At 71.4% G+C, this 17,155-nt stretch carries 15 protein-coding genes and 2 pseudogenes; 9 read left to right on the forward strand and 8 right to left on the reverse strand.

Annotation, left to right across the window (positions count from 1 at the left end; translation table 11 throughout):
• The first annotated feature begins 188 nt into the window (after positions 1 to 188).
• Positions 189 to 1,169 (forward strand): aldo/keto reductase, encoded by a 981-nt coding sequence (locus ABEB00_RS13930; RefSeq protein WP_345619861.1) that lies wholly within the window; start codon positions 189 to 191, stop codon positions 1,167 to 1,169.
• 94 nt (positions 1,170 to 1,263) lie between these two features.
• On the opposite strand, the pseudogene ABEB00_RS13935 reads toward ABEB00_RS13930, so the two are convergent.
• Positions 1,264 to 1,703, reverse strand: a pseudogene (locus tag ABEB00_RS13935) (transposase); the annotation flags it as partial.
• A 711-nt stretch (positions 1,704 to 2,414) separates the two neighbouring features.
• Entirely contained in the window at positions 2,415 to 3,425 is a 1,011-nt protein-coding gene (locus tag ABEB00_RS13940; RefSeq protein ID WP_345619862.1) for a pirin family protein, read from the reverse strand.
• A gap of 94 nt (positions 3,426 to 3,519) precedes the next feature.
• Here ABEB00_RS13940 and ABEB00_RS13945 point away from each other — a divergent pair, with 94 nt between their 5' ends.
• Complete coding sequence (locus ABEB00_RS13945) at positions 3,520 to 4,056, forward strand: carboxymuconolactone decarboxylase family protein (RefSeq protein WP_345619863.1); 537 nt, start codon at positions 3,520 to 3,522, stop codon at positions 4,054 to 4,056.
• A 212-nt stretch (positions 4,057 to 4,268) separates the two neighbouring features.
• On the opposite strand, the gene ABEB00_RS13950 is transcribed toward ABEB00_RS13945, so the two are convergent.
• Positions 4,269 to 4,865 carry an NADPH-dependent F420 reductase gene (locus ABEB00_RS13950; protein WP_345619864.1) on the reverse strand — a complete coding sequence of 199 codons (597 nt, stop codon included), beginning with the start codon at positions 4,863 to 4,865 and terminating at the stop codon, positions 4,269 to 4,271.
• On the opposite strand from ABEB00_RS13950, the gene ABEB00_RS13955 reads away from it, so the two are divergent.
• The gene (locus tag ABEB00_RS13955; RefSeq protein WP_345619865.1) at positions 4,858 to 5,097 is read left to right on the forward strand and encodes a hypothetical protein; all 240 of its coding nucleotides are present in this window, start codon (positions 4,858 to 4,860) and stop codon (positions 5,095 to 5,097) included. The genes ABEB00_RS13950 and ABEB00_RS13955 overlap by 8 nt on opposite strands.
• A gap of 369 nt (positions 5,098 to 5,466) precedes the next feature.
• On the forward strand, positions 5,467 to 6,075 hold the full coding sequence (locus ABEB00_RS13960; protein WP_345619866.1) for a TetR/AcrR family transcriptional regulator: 609 nt from the start codon (positions 5,467 to 5,469) through the stop codon (positions 6,073 to 6,075).
• A 433-nt stretch (positions 6,076 to 6,508) separates the two neighbouring features.
• On the opposite strand, the gene ABEB00_RS13965 is transcribed toward ABEB00_RS13960, so the two are convergent.
• Entirely contained in the window at positions 6,509 to 8,020 is a 1,512-nt protein-coding gene (locus tag ABEB00_RS13965; protein ID WP_345619867.1) for a SulP family inorganic anion transporter, read from the reverse strand.
• Between the two features lie 342 nt (positions 8,021 to 8,362).
• On the opposite strand from ABEB00_RS13965, the gene ABEB00_RS13970 reads away from it, so the two are divergent.
• Positions 8,363 to 8,758 carry a MerR family transcriptional regulator gene (locus ABEB00_RS13970; RefSeq protein ID WP_425586489.1) on the forward strand — a complete coding sequence of 132 codons (396 nt, stop codon included), beginning with the start codon at positions 8,363 to 8,365 and terminating at the stop codon, positions 8,756 to 8,758.
• A gap of 136 nt (positions 8,759 to 8,894) precedes the next feature.
• On the opposite strand, the pseudogene ABEB00_RS13975 reads toward ABEB00_RS13970, so the two are convergent.
• Positions 8,895 to 9,082, reverse strand: a pseudogene (locus ABEB00_RS13975) (glutamate--cysteine ligase); the annotation flags it as partial.
• Positions 9,083 to 9,337: 255 nt separating this feature from the next.
• Here ABEB00_RS13975 and ABEB00_RS13980 point away from each other — a divergent pair.
• Positions 9,338 to 9,688: a hypothetical protein gene (locus ABEB00_RS13980; protein ID WP_345619869.1), complete on the forward strand. Its 351-nt coding sequence runs from the start codon at positions 9,338 to 9,340 to the stop codon at positions 9,686 to 9,688.
• A gap of 137 nt (positions 9,689 to 9,825) precedes the next feature.
• On the opposite strand, the gene ABEB00_RS13985 is transcribed toward ABEB00_RS13980, so the two are convergent.
• The 3 genes from ABEB00_RS13985 to ABEB00_RS13995 form a co-directional block, all read right to left on the reverse strand.
• Positions 9,826 to 11,388, reverse strand: a complete 1,563-nt coding sequence (locus ABEB00_RS13985; protein WP_345619870.1) for an APC family permease — start codon at positions 11,386 to 11,388, stop codon at positions 9,826 to 9,828.
• Between the two features lie 288 nt (positions 11,389 to 11,676).
• Positions 11,677 to 11,841, reverse strand: coding sequence for a 50S ribosomal protein L33 (gene rpmG, locus ABEB00_RS13990; protein ID WP_345619871.1), 165 nt, complete (start codon positions 11,839 to 11,841; stop codon positions 11,677 to 11,679).
• 153 nt (positions 11,842 to 11,994) lie between these two features.
• A complete protein-coding gene (locus ABEB00_RS13995; RefSeq protein ID WP_345619872.1) occupies positions 11,995 to 12,270 on the reverse strand; it encodes a hypothetical protein in 276 nt (91 codons plus the stop codon).
• 157 nt (positions 12,271 to 12,427) lie between these two features.
• Here ABEB00_RS13995 and ABEB00_RS14000 point away from each other — a divergent pair, with 157 nt between their 5' ends.
• From ABEB00_RS14000 to ABEB00_RS14010, 3 genes are all read left to right on the forward strand, one after another.
• A complete protein-coding gene (locus tag ABEB00_RS14000) occupies positions 12,428 to 14,128 on the forward strand; it encodes an ABC transporter ATP-binding protein (protein ID WP_345619873.1) in 1,701 nt (566 codons plus the stop codon).
• Positions 14,125 to 15,948 (forward strand): ABC transporter ATP-binding protein, encoded by a 1,824-nt coding sequence (locus ABEB00_RS14005; RefSeq protein WP_345619874.1) that lies wholly within the window; start codon positions 14,125 to 14,127, stop codon positions 15,946 to 15,948. Before ABEB00_RS14000 ends, ABEB00_RS14005 begins: the two co-directional genes overlap by 4 nt.
• A 94-nt stretch (positions 15,949 to 16,042) precedes the next feature.
• Positions 16,043 to 17,119, forward strand: coding sequence for an iron-siderophore ABC transporter substrate-binding protein (locus ABEB00_RS14010; protein ID WP_345619875.1), 1,077 nt, complete (start codon positions 16,043 to 16,045; stop codon positions 17,117 to 17,119).
• Positions 17,120 to 17,155: the final 36 nt, after the last annotated feature.

The following is a 17,155-nucleotide window of genomic DNA, read 5'->3' on the forward strand; positions in this document are numbered from 1 at the left end:
CCGACCGCGGCCGTCGTGGCTTCCTGGGCGCGGCCGCCCTCGCAGCGACCTCTCTCATAGCTGTGTCGGGGGCCGCACCGGCCCAGGCACACTCCGCATCACCCGCCACGGCCACCGGTGCTCCTGCCCGCCGTCGCGGTCAGGTGACCGCGGCCATCACACAGACCGGCCACCGTAGGCTCGGTTCCTTGAAGGTCTCCGGCATCGGTCTCGGCACACAGACCATGCCGGGCAACCTCTACGGCCCGGTCACCAGCCGCAAGGACATGGTCGCGCTCATCCGGACAGCCGTCGACCAGGGCGTGACGTTCTTCGACACGGCCGAGGCGTACGGGCCGTGGGAGTCGGAGCGGATCGTCGGCGATGCCCTCCGCCCCGTCCGCGACGACGTGGTGATCGCGTCCAAGTTCGGCTGGGACATCGACCCGGACACCGGAGCACGCAACGGCCTGAACAGCCGCCCAGAACACATCCGCCGGGCCGTCGACGGCATGCTGCGGCGCCTGCGGACGGACCACATCGACCTGCTCTACCAGCACCGGGTCGATCCCGCGGTCCCGATCGAGGACGTCGCGGACACGGTCAAGGACCTCATGGACCAGGGCAAAGTGCTGCACTGGGGCCTTTCCGAGCCAGGTCTGCAGACCGTCCGCCGGGCTCACGCGATCCAGCCGCTCACCGCCATCCAGAACGAGTACTCCACCCTGTGGCGCGGACCGGAGGAGCAGGTTCTGCCGCTGTGCGAGGAACTCGGGATCGGCTTCGTGTGCTGGGCTCCGCTGGGCATGGGCTTCACCACCGGCACGATGAGTCCGTACTTCCGGTTCGCGCAGGACGACCGCCGGACCGCGTTCCCCCGCAACAGCCGGGACAACCTGGCCGCCAACATGCCGCTGGTGCGACTGCTGCAGGACTGGGCCGTACGCAAGGGCGCCACTCCCGCCCAGATCGACCTCGCCTGGCTGCTGGCCCAGAAGCCGTGGATCGTGCCGATCCCCAGCACCACCAGGCTGCCCCACCTCCTGGAGAACATCGGCGCGGAAGAAGTCAGGTTCAGCCGCGACGAACTCCAGGAGCTGAACGCCGCCGTCGCACAAATCACCATCCATGGCGACCGGCTGCCGCCGGAGGCCCTCGCGATGACAGGTGTCGAAGCACCGCCGCGCTGACCTGCCACACAACCTGAACCTCATAGGACGTTCACGTCCCTGGTCGGCCGAACTCCCGTACGACGGGACGTGATCGTCCTCATAAGACCGTGTCCTACGTGGTGAGGCGGACGAGGCGTTTGTAGCAGCACAGGGCGGCTGCCAGTCCGAGAAAAGCCAGGTAATTGCGGGGATCGCGTTCGTAGCGAGGGCTCAGGCGTCGGTAGCCGGACAGCCAGGACACCGTCCGCTCGATGGCCCAGCGGCGGCGGCCCAATCGTTCGCTTGGCTCGATGCCTTTGCGCGCGATCCGTACTCCGATGCGTTTGCCACGTAACCATTTTCGCAGGTCGGCGCGGTCGTAGGCTTTGTCTGCGTGGAGGCGCTGGGGCTTGAAGTACCGGCCGCGGTGGCCTCGTGCAACCGCCCCCGGACGCCGGCTCTCGACCGGATCAGGAACCGGCGGTGAGCGGTCGACTTCGATATGCCGAAGCCAGGCGGTAGTTGGCGCCAGGCGCAGCCGCTGACCAGTACGTAGATGATGGCCGCATCCAACTCCACGTACCCCGCCCCATACCGAGGTCAATGACGCCTCACCACGTAGGACACGGTCTAATACTGCAACGGTGCTTGTTCTGAGTGCTGGGCAGTTTTCAGGGGCTGTGTCCACGGCGCTTGCAGTGACTGAGCGGAGCTTGATATTGCCGTCGTCGGCGCCATGTCGACCAGTGCAGGATGTGGTCGCCCGGGGTGGGGCGGCGGTCGGTGAGTCGGGTGATCAGGCGTCTGATTTCGGCAGTGTCACCGTCAAGGGTTCAGCCGACGTTGAGAGGCACCCGAGCCGGATGTCCAACGCTGGCGAAACGGCGCGGGGCGTGAGCCCCGGAAAGCCCCCCGCCCACTCGCAGTTGTCGGCTTCCTGCAACCGTCTGCAGCCTCTCCCACGTTCTCCGCTCGGCCGGCATCTCGCACCTTCAAGTAGCCAAGATCGGGCCGGTCGACATCGCCTCGATCACTTCGGCGCGGGCGCCGGTGCTTCGTGCAGCGCGCCTCGACTCGGACTGACGGGCCGTCAGAAAAGTGAGCATTGGGTTAGCAAGAGGATGCTCACACCCGCTCACAGACGACGACACTTCGGACTGGCGGCCATCGGGACGAGCCTCCCCCGCTTGCCGTTCGCTCACGATCGAGCGCTGAAGGACCCGTCACGAGCACCCTCTGTTTGCCTTCCCTCGCCAGCCGCCGCTCAACACGCGAACTTGCTGGTCAAGGACGGTCTTTCCGAGGTTTCAGGGGGACTGTGGGGAGCGCGGGCGCAGGCAGCGGATCGCCGTCGTACCCCTCCACCACCCCGAACCGACGGCCTTCCATCCAGTCCTGGCGCGCCTGTGCGATCTCTTGTGACGACTGCCCGATGAAGTTCCACCACATGATGATCTCCTCGCCGAACGGCGGGCCGCCGAGGAGGATGGTGCGGGCCGGGGTGGTGGAGTCGTTGTGGAGGGTCAGGGTGGTGTTGCCGGGGCGGGCGTAGCCCAGTTCGGCGGGGTGCAGCGGGGTTCCGGACAGGCGGATCTCGCCCTGGTCGACGAGGAGGCCGTGTTCGAAGGCCGGGTCGACGGAGAGGGTGAGGGAGGCGTGGGGATCGAGGAGGATCTCGGCGCCGAGCAAGGGGGTGAAGGTGCGTACCGGTGAGGCGGAGCCGGCCAGTTCACCGAGGAAGACCCTGATCTCCGCGCCGTCCATCCGCACGGGTTGTGGCACGTGGTGCTGGAAGTCGCGTGCGGTGTGGCGGTGTTCGTCCGGCAGGGCCACCCACAGTTGCACGCCGTGCAGGACGGTGGTCCGGGCGGTGGAGACCTCCGAGTGGCAGATGCCGTGGCCGCCGGTCATGAGGTTGAGTTCGCCGGGGCGGACGTAGGCGTGGCTGCCCAGGCTGTCGCGGTGCTCGATCTCGCCGCTGAAGAGCCAGCTCACGGTCTGCAGGCCGATGTGCGGGTGGGGGGCGACGTCCATGCCGCCGGTGCGGGTGACGTCGTCGGGGCCGTAGTGGTCGGCGAAGCACCACGCGCCGATCAGGGACCGGGCCCGCTGCGGCAGGGTGCGGCGTACCGTCATGGCCCGGGGGCCGCCCAGGGGAACGTCACGCGGGGTGAGTACGTCGATCCGTGCCGCACCCGGTCCTCCCTCGTCGTCCGGCATCGATTCGTCCCGCGTCGATTCGTCCCGCGTCGATCCGCAGCGCGTCGGCGCCGGATCCGTCTCGGCATTGCTCATCAAGGACCACCTCCACACCCCATGCTACTTTCACGTTCAACGACGTGATCGTCCTGGCGGCGCTGTCCGGACCGGAGTCCGAAGGAGTACCGAGGTGAGCAGTCCCGTGCCCGAGCCCGCGGACCGGCAGGTCGCTCGTGTCTACCTGGACAAGCAGAGTCCCGACGCCTATCAGGCCCTGGTGCGCACGTCCGAGGCGGTCCGGGGGGTCGCCGCCGACGCGGGGCTCGACCGGCGCCTGGTGGAACTGGTCAATCTGCGGGTGTCGCAGATCAACGGCTGCGCCTACTGCCTGCATGTGCACACGCGGGCCGCCGTGCGCGCCGGGGAGACGGCACAGCGCCTGGGCGTGCTGGCCGCCTGGCGGGACACCGAGGTGTTCACCGCGGCCGAACGTGCGGCGCTCGCGCTGGCGGAGGCGACCACCGATCCGGCCGACACGCACGCGCAGGAGACCGCCTACGCGGCCGCCCGTGAGGTGTTCGACGACGATCAGATCTCGGCGGTGCTCTGGGTGGCGGTCACCATCAACGCGTTCAACCGGGTCTCCATCCTGAGCCGGCATCCCGTCCGCCCGGAGCACCCCACCTCCCGCTCCTCCCCGGCCGTTTCGTTGGAATCATCGGGCTGACCACAGCAAGATCCCTACGGTGTCGAGTCCGGCCAGACAGATCGTGGCGGCCTTCCCACGGGGTGGAGTGGGGTGGGGTCGGGTTGTCCCTCCGGACGGTCCGCACGAGACGGACCGTCCGATCGAATCAGCCAAGGGTGCGGCCGTGGCTCTCCAGCGGTTTCACGGCACGCCGTCCCTCGTACCGGGTCGGCGGTGCGGTGCCGTCCTCGTCACCGTGACACCGCGAGGTTGAATCTCGTGTCGCCCAGTGCTCGCACTATGGCGAAGTACAGCGCGCCGGCTTGTTCGGTCGCGGCGGCGGTGTCGATACCGCCCAGGTCGATGATGCCGGTGGCGGGCCAGCCCAGATCGCCGAGCAGGCCGGTGACCACCCCCTTCGCCGCGACGTCGTCACCGCTGACGAAGACGGTGGCCGCGGGGACCGATGCGAGCGGGTCGACCATGATGGCGAAGTTCATCGTGTTGAGGGCCTTCACCACGCGTGTGCGCGGGAACCGTCTCTGGACCCGGCCGGCCACCCCGCCGCCGGTGTGCCCCGTGGCGGCCCGCGGCGTGATCGTCGCCGAGGGGTCGAGCAGGATCTTGTCGCCCAGCGCCTCGTCCCCGATCTCGTCCAGGACGCCGAGCACGTCGCCGCCGGGCACGGCGGTGACGACGAGGTCGGAGGAGGCGACGGCACCGCGGTGGTCCAGCCGGTCGGCACCCGTGGGCGTTCGGGATCCGTAGAGCACGCGATGGCCTCGCGAGGTCAGGCGTGCGCCCAGCGTCGAGCCGACTCTGCCGGTTCCGAGGACGGCGATGTTCACGGACTGCTCCTCTTCGGCCTTCGGTGCGGGTGACGTCGCGTACTGGACCTGGTTCTCACCTGGTTTCCACCGTGGCGACGGGTACCGACGGGGACTGGAGCAGGTCGAGCGCCGTCTTCCAGGACAGGTCGCCGAGAAGCTGGAGAAGTTCGGGTTCAGGTCCTCGTCGCCGGCCACGACCAGCGTGGTGCCGGTCATCGTCGCGAACTCCGGGTACCGCAGCGACGGGTAGCGCTCCCCGGCCCACGAACCGAAGTGCTCGTCGGCGACACCGGGAGCCCGGTGCCCGTCGCGGGCGCCGTGACCTTGATCTCCAGCCGGACGGGCCTGTCCGGGACGTCGAGGATGACGGGGCCGCAGCTCAGGATCGGCGTCGGATCACCGACCGGGAACCCGGATGCGTCGGCGTATGCAGTTTTCAAGACCATCTCCTCTACACGGTCCGCGGGCAGTTGCCGTCCGTTCGGACACATCGTCGAACCGTCGAAAAAATCTTGCCATCGAAGGCAAGTTTGCGCAAGGAGGCATTTATGCTGGGTGGGGCGTGTATGCTACATACGGTAAAAATCGCGTAGTGGCGGACGGTGAGAGGGAGGGCACTGTGACGACAGGGAACGGTCCCGGGCTGCGGGAACGGAACAAGGCGCGCCGTCGGCGCCACATCCTGCACACCGCTCTGCGCCTGTTCGTCGAACACGGCTATGACGGGACGACCATCGCCGGCATCGCCGAGGCCGCCGATGTCGCCCCGCGAACGGTGACGGGCTACTTCCCCTCCAAGCTCGACTTCGTCACCGAATGGCCGGCCGAACGCGAGCAGCGGCTCATCGCGCTCTATCACGCCGATCCGTCCGCCGACTTCGTCGAACTCGTCGACAAGTGGTGGCGCGACCTGCGTGACCACCTCGACCACGAGGAGGCGACGCTGACCCGCGCGATGTCGCTCACCAATCCCGGCGTCGTCGCCCTGGCCGAGGTCGAGGTGTCGCGCCGGACCGCCGGGACCGAGTTCCCCTTCGACGGTACCGACCAGGAGGACCCGTTCGAGGCCGCCGGCCGTGCGGCGATCAGGGGCATCAACCGGTCCTTCGAACGCAGTGTCGCCGAGGGCCGCATGACCGACCGCCTGCACGAGGACCTGCTGCACCTGATCCGCAGCGTCGCCGAGACGACCCACGTCGGCCACGGCGCACTCAAACTCGACCGCTGACCCGCTGACCCACTGGTCCCTTGGTCCACTGGTCCCTTGGTCCACTGGTCCACAGGCCACGCGGGCCGCACCCGACCTCGCCGGGGCCCGCGCTGCCCGAAGGACGACGGGATGCCGTGATCCCGGACGCACCGGGAGCGGGATTCGAGCGCGAGGTACCACCCACCTGCCGCCGCTACGGGACGGGCAGGTCCGCCCGGACGCCTCTTCCCGCGCCGAACCTGCCTCCCCCGCCTGACACCCTTGCGGTGCGGTGTCTGAGGCCCCGTAGGCGAGGGGCCCGCCACGATCTTCGGCGGGCCCTGCGGGCCGACGGCGGCAGACGTGCTCCCCAGGGGCCCATCAGCCGGGCCAGGGGCCCATCAGCCGGGCCGTCGCCAGCTCCCGCCGGACCCCGAGCCTCCGACCCCCGAGGACCCCGGGTCGTCCGCCGTCAGTGATCGGCCGGGGCCCGCCCGCCGAGCCGGTCGCGGAGCCGGGTGCTGGCCTCGTTGAGGCCGCGGATCTCCACCGTCTTGCCGCGCCGGGCGTACTTGGTCTCGATCGCGTCCAGGGCGGCGACGGAGGAGGCGTCCCACACATGGGTGCCGGACAGGTCGATGACGACCGTGCCGGGGTCGCCGGCGTAGTCGAACCGGCCGACGATGTCGTTGGCGGAGGCGAAGAAGAGTTCGCCGGTCACCCGGTAGACGACGCTCCCGCCGTCGGGGGCGGTGACCGCGCTCACCTCGGCGAAGTGGGCGACCCGCCGGGCGAAGACGACCATCGCCGTGACGGAGCCGACGACCACACCGATGGCGAGGTTGTGGGTGGCCACGACGCACGCCACCGTGACCGCCATGACCGTGATCTCACCGGCGGGCATCCGCTTCAGGGTCCTCGGCGCGATCGAGTGCCAGTCGAAGGTCGCGAAGCAGACCATGACCATCACCGCGACCAGGGCCGCCATCGGGATGTCGGAGACGACCGGTCCGAAGACGATGCACAGCACCATGAGGAACACGCCGGCCAGGAAGGTCGACAGGCGGGTGCGAGCGCCGGACACCTTCACGTTGATCATGGTCTGGCCGATCATCGCGCAGCCGCCCATGCCGCCGAGGAAACCGGTGACGATGTTGGCGATGCCCTGGCCGATGGACTCGCGGGTCTTGCTGGAGCGGGTGTCGGTGATCTCGTCGACCAGCTTGGCGGTCATCAGCGACTCCATCAGCCCGACCAGCGCCATCGCGAAGGCATAGGGGGCGACGGTCGCCAGCGTGTCCATGGTGAACGGCACGTCCGGCAGGCCGGGGACCGGCAGGGAGGAGGGCAGCTCGCCCTTGTCCCCCACGGTGGGCACCGCGATCCCGGCCGCCACGGTGATGACGGTGAGGATCACGATGGCGACGAGTGGGGCCGGGACGACGGTGGTGATCCGGCGGAAGCCGACCATCAGCGCGAGGCCGCCGATGATCAGCGGGTAGACGGGCCACGGCACGTCGGTCATCTCCGGGACCTGGGCCATGAAGATCAGGATCGCCAGTGCGTTGACGAAACCGGTCATCACCGAGCGGGGCACGAACCGCATCAGCTTGGCGACGCCGACGGCGCCGAGCACCACCTGGAAGACACCGGCGAGGATGACGGCGGCGACGAGGTGACCGAGGCCGTACTCGCGGTTGAGCGGAGCGATGACGAGGGCGACGGCGCCGGTGGCGGCGGAGATCATCGCGCGGCGCCCGCCGACGACGGAGATCGTGACCGCCATGGTGAACGAGGCGAACAGCCCGATCGCCGGGTCGACCCCGGCGATGATCGAGAAGGAGATCGCCTCGGGGATCAGCGCGAGCGCCACCACCAGGCCGGCGAGCACCTCGGTGCGCCACACCTCGGGATCGCGGAGCCAGCCGGGCTTCAGGGCACGCAGCAGCGCGGCCGGGGAGACAGCGCGAACGGAGGAGGACAAGAAGGAGGACCTGTCGTGCTCGGGCACACCCCCGCGTCGGCGGGCCGGGGCGTAGCGTACGGGAGGGTGTGAGGATGCCGGGCAACCCTACCCTAACGTTAGAGTAGGGATCGACGGAGTCGCGTCCAGGCGGCTCACCACCACGCGACGCTACGGAACGGGACGGGACGGGCCTTGGATTCGATGGACGCGGGGCCGCCGGACGTGGTGCCGAAGGGCACGGAAGCTACGGATCTGGGGGCTGCGGACCTGGGGGCTGCGGACGTGGGGGCTGCGGGCGTAGGGGCTACGGGCGTAGGGGGCGCGGGGGCGGCGCCGAAGGACGTGGACGGCAGGCAGCACATGCAGATCGGTGAGGTCGCCGCGCGTACGGAGCTGTCGTTGCGCACCATCCGCCACTACGAGGAGGCCGGCCTGGTGCTCCCGTCCGCCCGCTCCCAGGGCGGCTTCCGGCTCTACACGGACCGGGACGTGGACCGGCTGATGGTGATCCGCCGGATGAAGCCGCTCGGCTTCACCCTGGAGGAGATGCGGGACCTGCTGGACGCCACCGACCGCCTCGACGGCGACGGTGACCTGTCCGACGCCGAACGGGCCGTACTGCTGGACCGGGTGCGCGGCTTCGAGACGGCCGCCGGCCGGAAGATCGACGACCTGCGGGTGCGGCTCTCCCGCGCCGAGGAGTTCGCGGGCACGCTCCGCTCCCGCCTCCGGCAGGCCGAGGCCGCGCCCTCCTGACCGCGCCCTCCTGACCGCGCCCTCCTGACCGCGCGCTCGTGACCGCGCCCGGTCAGTCGACGGGCCAGGTGTGGACCGGGGCGTTGTGCAGGGTCAGCTCGCCCAGTTCGGGGAGGTCGCCGCGGTCCAGCATGCCCAGGGCGGGTTCCGCCTCGGCGTCGACCAGGCTGAGTTCGATCTCCAGCCCCACCCGGGGGGCCGCTCCGCCTCGAACCGCGACTCGCGCGGCATCAGGGCGAGGACGTCGAGGCACTCCTGCATCGTGATCCGGTACCGGCGGCGGTCCTCCCGTGTGCAGACCAGAGTCGGAACGTCGCGTCCCATCGGCTTCCTCCCGGGCTCGGTCGGATCGCGTGCCGGACGCCGCGCGGCGAGGGAGATTTCGTCGGACGGACGCCAAGGACCTCGGACCCCGCTGCCACCAGCGTGGCACCACCGTGGCGCTCCCACCAGACTGGGCGGCCGGGCGGTACGCGGCCCGCATCCGCCTCGCGCCGATCACGGGGGCATCGCATGCTCACTTCGGGGCACCCTCACTGCTGGAGACACCGGGCACACGCGGTGGGATCGGAGGCTGCAATGCTGTCTTACTGCCTGAAGCACGAGGTACTGGTCATCACGGTGGACCAGGACCCCGGCATCGACGGACGGGCCGAGCTGGCCAACAGGATCGCGGATGTGGTGGACGCCCACCGCACCAGCCCTGTCGTCGTCGAACTCACCGACGAGGCAGCCGGCGGTGCGGCGGTCAGTGCCGTGCTCCGGGCCCACCAGCTCTGCAGCCGCCTCGGCATCCTGATGTCGGTCGTCACCCACAGCGCGCCCGTCCGGCGCATGCTGGAGAACAACGCGGACACCCGCGGCGCCCGCCTCGTGGTCCACGCCCGCACCGACACCGCGATCAGCACCGCCTTCGCCGCGGCGGCCTGAACCCCCGGCCTCGTCCCCCTGTCACCTCACGGGTTCCCGCCCGGTGGCAGGGGGACCAGAGCCTGTCGTTCGGATCGCGCCCCGGACGCGGCGCCCGGCACGCACGACCGGCCCTGGTCCGGTCCGCCGGCGGCCGCTCAGTCCTCGGCGACCAGGGCCGGTGTCGACTTGGTGAGCACCTCGCCGCGGAAGAAGGCCGGGCTGCGCCGGCGCATGACCTCCATGAGGACCGCGCCGAGGGCGAGCAGACCCACGCCGATCACGAAGACCGAGCCGACGCCGAGGACGGAGGACCCGCTGCCGTAGGCCGGGTCCCACATGTCGACCAGCGTCTTGGCGAACACCGCCGTGAGCAGTACTCCCCCGAGGACCGGGAAGAGCCCCTTGAACATCAGGTCGCGGCCGGACTTCGTCAGGTCGGCGCGGAAGTACCAGGCGCAGGCGAAGGCGGTGAGCGCGTAGTAGAAGCAGATCATCAGGCCGAGCGCGTAGATCGTGTCGACCAGGACGTGTTCACTGACCAGGGTCATGGCCGTGTAGAACACGCCGGTGGCGACGCCCGCGGTGACGGTGGCGCGGCCGGGGGTGCGAAAGCGCGGGTGGACCTCGGCGTAGGAGGCGGGCAGCGCCCGGTAGGTCGACATGGCCAGGACCGTACGGGCGACGGGGATGAACGTCGTCTGGAGGCTGGCGGCGGCCGAGGCGAGGACGGCGAGGAAGAGCAGGATGCCGAGCCCGGGGCCCATCACCGGACCGGCCAGCGCGGCGAACACGTTGTCGGAGGTGTCGGGGTTGGCCAGGCCGAGTCCGCTGTCACCGGAGCCGGCCACCATCTGCGCCGCGACACCCGTGGCCAGGTAGGAGCCGACCAGGACGACCATGGCGACGAGGGCGGCGCGGCCCGGTGTGCTGCTGCTGCCGCTGGTCTCCTCGTTCGCCGTCAGGCAGGCGTCCCAGCCCCAGTACATGAAGATGGACAGTGACAGGCCCGCGGTGAACGTGCCGAACGACTGGACGGCGAACGGGTTCAGCCAGGACCAGGAGAACGGCACCGAGGTCGGGAAGTCGACGCTCCCCGCCTTGCCGAAGGCCATCGCCACGAAGACCGCGAGGACCACCAGTTGCAGTGCCACCAGCGCGTACTGCAGTCCCTTGGTGGCGGTCATACCGCGATAGCTGATGACCGTGGCGATCGCGATCAGGGCCAGGCAGGTCACGATGTGGACGGCCTTGTGGTCATCGAGCGCCGCCACCGAGTCGCTTCCGGTGACCTCTCCGGCGAGCAGCCAGAAGTACGAGGTCGCCACGCCCGCCAGGTTGGACAGCACGATGATGGTGGCGATCACCAGGCCCCAGCCGCACATCCAGCCCACGCGCGGGCCGAACGCCTTGACCGTCCAGGTGAACGAGGTGCCGCAGTCCGGCATCGCCTTGTTCAGCTCGCGGTAGGCGAAGGCCACCAGCAGCATCGGCAGGAAACCGGCCAGGAAGACGGCCGGCATCTGCGGGCCGACCTCGCCCGCGGTCGAGCCGAGGGTGGAGGTGAGGCAGTACACCGGGGCCACGGTCGAGACACCGATGACCGCGCTGCCCAGCAGGCCCATGGAGTTGCCGTTCAGGCCCTTCGCACGCATGTCGTCGTCGGCGGAGGACCCGGCACCCTTGTCGGACCCCTGGGGCCGTACGTCGAGCTGAGTCATGAACGAGACGTTAAGTCCTGCGGTTTCCGTGGCGACGCTTCAGTGAAGCGCCCTTTCCACCGCCGTCGTGCCGTCTGTTCAACGGGCCTGGACGCGCGTCTCCCTCATCTTCCAAGGTTCCGCATCGCTTCGCGTCGCGGATTCCAAAGGCTGGACGCGGGGCGTCCGATATTCGGTAACCGCAGCGCTGTCCGAATTGCCGGGCTCCGGCTTTCCCTGGTGATCTGCCTCACACCCCGGTGGACGGACCGCCGCCCGCCCCGGTCCGGGGCGGGCGGCGGCGACGGTTCAGCGCTCTTCGCGGAACGGGACGTGCTCCCTGGCGACCGGGTCGTACTTGCGCAGGACCATCCGGTCGGGGTCGTTCAGCCGGTTCTTGCGCGTCACGTAGGTGACGCCGGTTCCCGCTGTCGACCTGAGCTTGACGACGGGACGTGCGGTGGTGCGTGCCACGGTGACTCCTTTCGCACGGTCCGGGTCTCACCTGACCCGACCATGTCATTCACGCCCGGTACAACACGGCCCCCGGTCCGGCCATTCCCGCCCACCCGCTCACCCGCTCCCCTCACTCCCCCAGCGCTCCCCCGCGTACCCCCCTGTCCCCTCTCACGGGATGTCGCCCTGCCAGTCGTAGTGCCTGCCGTCCGGCCTGGGGGTGTAGAGCGCGCGGCCTCCGGGGCCGTAGCGGCCTATCTCCGTGGCCAGGGTCACGCCGGAGCGCGTGCCGGTCCCGCCGCCGTCGGCGCGGGCGTCGGTGACGTCCAGGAGCAGACCGTCCAACGGGCCGCCCACCAACTGCGCGTAGTCCCGGCCCGCGCGGGGTCCGGGGTCGCCGTGGTCGGCGCCGTAGACCCGACCGCGCATGAAGTCCTCCTCATTCATACGCCAACCCTCGCATCCGGCACTGACAGTGCCCCGGCCCCGGCCCCGCACGTGCCGATCCCCCAAAGGGCTGGCAGAACATGGCACTTGTGGTTAGCCTTACCTAAGTTTGTGGGTCGGATGTCTGGGCACTGTGACTGCCGCTCCGGAGGAACAGGTGAGGAAAGCGGACCCGCGGGGACGGGACGTCCTGCGGCGCGCGGTGGCCGGGCAACGCCGGGACGTCGGCGTCGGCGCGGTGCTGGGCATGGGACACCAGGCGGGCGAGGCGCTCGTGCCGGCACTGATCGGCCTGGCCGTCGAGGAGGGCGTGGTGGACCGCGATGCCGGCGGTCTCCTGCGGTGGCTCGCCACACTGGCCGCCGTCTACGTCGGCCTCTCGCTCAGTTTCCGCTTCAGCGCCCTGGCCGGGGAGCGGGCCTCCCTCAGCTCGGCGCACGGGCTGCGGGCCGAGTTGACCGGCCGGGTCCTCGCTCCCGAAGGCGGCGCGGACGACGACCGGTTGCCGGGCGAACTGGCGAACATCGCCACCGAGGACGCCCGCCGGGTCGGTGCCGTGACGATGGCGGTGGTCGTCGCCGTCGCCGCCTCGACGGGCCTGGCCGTCGCCGCCGCCGTCCTGCTGAGCATCTCCCTGCCGCTGGGTCTGCTCGTCCTGCTGGGCACGCCCCTGCTGCTGTGGCTGGGGCATCTGCTGAGCAAGCCCCTGGAGCGGCGCAGCGGAACCGAGCAGGAGCGCGCGGCGCACGCCTCGGGTGTGGCGGCGGACCTGGTGGCCGGGTTGCGGGTGCTCAAGGGGATCGGCGCCGAGCGCGCGGCCGTCGCCCGTTACCGGCACATCAGCCACCACTCCCTGCACGCCACCTTGCGCGCGGCGCGCGCCGAAGCCTGGCAGAGCGGGGTGGTGACCGTGCTCACGGGCTCGTTCCTCGCCCTGATCGCACTGGTCGGCGGGCGGCTGGCGGTCCGCGGCGACATCGGGCTCGGCGAACTGGTCTCCTGCGTCGCGCTCGCCCTGTTCCTCGTCGGCCCGCTCTCCGAGTTCTCCTGGGTCTACGCGGAGGTGGCACAGGGACGCGCCTCGGCCGCCCGGATCGCGGCCGTCCTCGACGCCCCGCCCGCCGTGCGGACGGCGTCGCCGGAGGCTGACGTACCACGCCCGGTCGCCGGCGGGCTGCGGCTGCGTCACCTGTCGTACGCGTCCCTCCACGACGTGGACCTCGACATCGCTCCCGGCGAGACGGTCGGCGTGGTCGCCCCCGATCCCGCCGACGCGTCGGCGCTGCTGCGCTGCCTGGCCCGCCGCGCCGACCCCGCGTCGGGGGCGGTGGAACTGGACGGGACGGCGCTGACCGGGCCGTCCCTCGCCCGGACCCGGGCGGCGCTCCTGGTCGCCGAGCACGACGCGGAGCTGTTCGAGGGCACGGTGCTTCAGAACGTCACCGCCGCCGCCCCGGACGGCGCCCCGGTCGCCGCCGCCCTCACGGCCTCCGGGACCGACGAGGTGGTGCGTACGCTGCCGGACGGCGGGGACACCGCCGTCACCGCGCGCGGGCACTCGCTCTCCGGAGGGCAGCGGCAGCGGGTCGCCCTGGCCCGGGCGCTTGCCGCCGACGCCCCCGTCCTCGTGCTGCACGAACCGGCGACGGCCGTCGACGCGGTCACCGAGGCGCGGATCGCGGCCGGGACCCGGGAGCTGCGCCGGGGCCGCACCACACTCCTGGTGACCACGAGTCCGGCGCTGCTGGCCGTGACCGACCGGGTGGTACTGCTCGACGGCGGCCGTGTCACCGCGCGCGGCCGCCACGAGGAACTGGCCCGGACCTGCGCGGCCTACCGGACGGCGGTACTGGCATGAGCGTTCCTCCTTCCGCAAGCGCGAGGGGGACCGGCGGTACGGCCGGACCGGTGCTGCTGCCCGTCGCCACCCCGGCCCGTACCCGTGCCGCCGTCGCCGCGCTGCTGCGTCCGCAACGGCCACTGCTGGTCGCCGCGGCCGCGGTGCTGGTCGGTTCGACCGCCGTGGGCCTGCTGGTGCAGCCGCTGCTGGGCCGGATCGTGGACCTCGCCGCCGACCGCGGTCCGGTGGACGCCCTCACCGTCACCGCCGCGCTGCTGGCGGCGGTGGCCGCGGTGCAGGGTGTCACCGCCGGACTCGGGCTGTCGCTGGTCTCCCGGCTCGGTGAGACGACCCTGGCCCGGTTGCGGGAGAAGTTCGTCGCCCGCGCCCTCACCCTGCCGCTGGAGCGGATCGAGAAGGCCGGCGCCGGGGACCTGACCGCGCGGGTCACCGCCGACGTGTCGCTCATCGCCGAGGCGGTGCGCAACGCCCTGCCCGAGCTGGCGCGTTCGCTGCTCACCATCGTCCTCACCCTCGCCGCGATGGCCCTGCTGGACTGGCGGTTCCTGCTCGCCGCGCTGCTCGCGGTGCCCGTGCAGGCGGCCACCGCGCGCTGGTACATCGCCCGTGCCGTCCCGCTCTACGCCGAGCAGCGGGTGGCGGGCAGCGCCCAGCAGCAGCAACTGCTCGACACGGTCACCGGCAGCGCGACCGTACGGGCGTTCCGGCTGGAACAGGAGCACACCGAGCGGGTCGTGGGGCGGTCCCGGGCGCTGGTGGCGCTGACCGTGCGCGGGGTCCGGCTGGTCGTGGGCTTCTACGGCCGGCTGCACGTCGCCGAGTACCTGGGGCTCGCCGCCGTGCTCGTCACCGGGTACTGGCTGGTCGGCCGGGGCTCGGCGAGCGTGGGCACCGCGACCGCGGCGGCCCTGTACTTCCACAGCCTGTTCGGCCCCGTCAACGCCGCCCTCGCCCTGCTCGACGACGCCCAGTCGGCGACGGCGAGCCTGGCCCGGCTGGTCGGCGTCACCGACCTGGAGCCGGTGACGGGGCCGGCGCCTGCGCTGCCCGCGGCACGGGCCGAGGTCAGCGTGCGCGGCCTCGGCCACGCCTACCGGCCGGGTCACCCGGTGCTGCACGACGTCGATCTGACGATCCGGCACGGCGAGCGGGTGGCGCTGGTCGGCGCCAGCGGGGCCGGCAAGACGACCCTGGCCCGGCTGGTGGCGGGCATCCAGCCGCCGACGTCGGGCACCGTGCTGGTCGGCGGGGTCGCCCCGGCGGAGCTGGACCCGGCCGCCGCCCGCCGCACGGTCGCCCTGCTCACCCAGGAGACCCATGTCTTCGCGGGCCCGCTCTCCGACGACCTGCGGCTGGCCAGGCCCGACGCCACCGACGACGAGCTGCGCGCGGCCCTCGACCGGGTCGACGCCCTCGGCTGGGCCGAGGCCCTCCCCGACGGACTGGCGACGGTGGTCGGCGCCGGCGGCCACCGGCTCACCGGGGGCCGGACGCAGGCGCTGGCGCTGGCCCGGCTGATCCTCGCCGACCCGCCCGTGGTGGTCCTGGACGAGGCCACCGCCGAGGCGGGCAGCGCCGGTGCGCGGGCCCTGGAGAAGGCGGTCGCCCGGGCCGTGGACGGCCGCACGGCGCTGATCGTCGCCCACCGCCTGAGCCAGGCCGCGACCGCCGACCGCGTCGTCGTCATGGACGCCGGGCGGATCGTGGAGAGCGGCACGCACGACGAACTCCGCGCCGCCGGGGGCGGCTACGCGGCGCTCTGGGCCGCCTGGTCCGACAACCGCGACACCCGCGACACCCGGCCCCCCCGCGCCTAGCCGGGCGGGCCCGTCCCGCCTCCCGAACCCCCCGCAAGTCCCGCCACCCCCCGCACCGCCCCGCTCCACAGGACACCGAAGCGAAGGACCACCGATGTTCCGCTCCCGCAGAGCTCCGCGGCTCGCCGCCACGCTCACCTCCGCCCTGCTGCTGCTCACGGCCGCCACCGCCTGCGGCTCGGGCGACTCCGACTCGGGCTCCGACGGCTCGGGGTCCGGCACCCAGTCGAGTGCCTCCGAGAACTCCGCGTTCCCGGTCACCGTCGCCCACAAGTACGGCTCGACCACGGTCGAGTCCGAGCCGAAGCGGATCGTCACGGTCGGGCTCACCGACCAGGACGCCGTCCTGGCGCTCGGCAAGGTCCCGGTCGGCACCACCGAATGGCTGGGCGGCTACCAGGGCGCCATCGGCCCCTGGGCCGCGGACAAGCTGGGCGGCGCCGAGCCGCCGACCGTGCTCAAGGACACCGGCACCGGACCCCAGGTGGAGCGGATCGCCGCCCTCAAGCCGGACCTGATCCTCGCCGTGTACGGCGGGCTCACCAAGGAGCAGTACGAGTCCCTGTCCGCGTTCGCGCCGGTGATCGCCCAGCCCGAGGAGTACAACGACTACGGCGTCCCCTGGCAGGAGCTGACCGAGACGGTCGGCCGGGCGCTGGGCGAGCCGGAGCAGGCCGCGAAGGTCGTCGGCGCCACCGAGGACGCCATCGACGCCGCGGCGAAGGAGCATCCCGAGTTCGCCGGTGCCAGTGCCGTGATGGCCACACCGTACGAGGGCATGTTCGTCTTCGGCAGCCAGGACGCGCGCTCGCGCATCCTGACCGACCTGGGCTTCAAGCTGCCGGCCGGTCTGGACAAGGCGATCGGGGACCGGTTCGGGGCGAACATCAGCAAGGAGCGCACCGACCTGCTCGACCAGGACGCCGTGGTGTGGATCGCGGGCGATGTCGCCAAGGACAGCGCCAAGCTGCACAAGGACGCCTCGTACAAGGACCTGGGTGTGGTGAAGGAGGGGCGGGAGGTCTTCGTGAACGAGTCGGGCGACTACGGCAACGCCACCTCCTTCGTCTCCGCGCTGAGCCTGCCGTACGTGATCGAGCGGCTGGTGCCGCAGCTCGCGGCGGCCGTGGACGGCAGGACCGCCACCAAGGTGGAGCAGCCCGCCTCCTGACGCCGCGCCGGGGGGTGGGGGCGGCGTCCGTACGGG

Source organism: Streptomyces ziwulingensis, from assembly GCF_039542605.1.
Lineage (GTDB): Bacteria > Actinomycetota > Actinomycetes > Streptomycetales > Streptomycetaceae > Streptomyces > Streptomyces ziwulingensis.

What these genes read in the sequence shown, in the direction of transcription:
- ABEB00_RS13940 (WP_345619862.1), bottom strand. Translation starts at nt 3,425, where the DNA reads ATGAGCAATGCCGAGACGGATCCGGCGCCGACGCGCTGCGGATCGACG.
- ABEB00_RS13955 (WP_345619865.1), top strand. Translation starts at nt 4,858, where the DNA reads ATGTTCACGGACTGCTCCTCTTCGGCCTTCGGTGCGGGTGACGTCGCG.
- ABEB00_RS13970 (WP_425586489.1), top strand. Translation starts at nt 8,363, where the DNA reads ATGCAGATCGGTGAGGTCGCCGCGCGTACGGAGCTGTCGTTGCGCACC.
- ABEB00_RS13980 (WP_345619869.1), top strand. Translation starts at nt 9,338, where the DNA reads ATGCTGTCTTACTGCCTGAAGCACGAGGTACTGGTCATCACGGTGGAC.
- ABEB00_RS13985 (WP_345619870.1), bottom strand. Translation starts at nt 11,388, where the DNA reads ATGACTCAGCTCGACGTACGGCCCCAGGGGTCCGACAAGGGTGCCGGG.
- ABEB00_RS13995 (WP_345619872.1), bottom strand. Translation starts at nt 12,270, where the DNA reads ATGAATGAGGAGGACTTCATGCGCGGTCGGGTCTACGGCGCCGACCAC.
- ABEB00_RS14005 (WP_345619874.1), top strand. Translation starts at nt 14,125, where the DNA reads ATGAGCGTTCCTCCTTCCGCAAGCGCGAGGGGGACCGGCGGTACGGCC.
- ABEB00_RS14010 (WP_345619875.1), top strand. Translation starts at nt 16,043, where the DNA reads ATGTTCCGCTCCCGCAGAGCTCCGCGGCTCGCCGCCACGCTCACCTCC.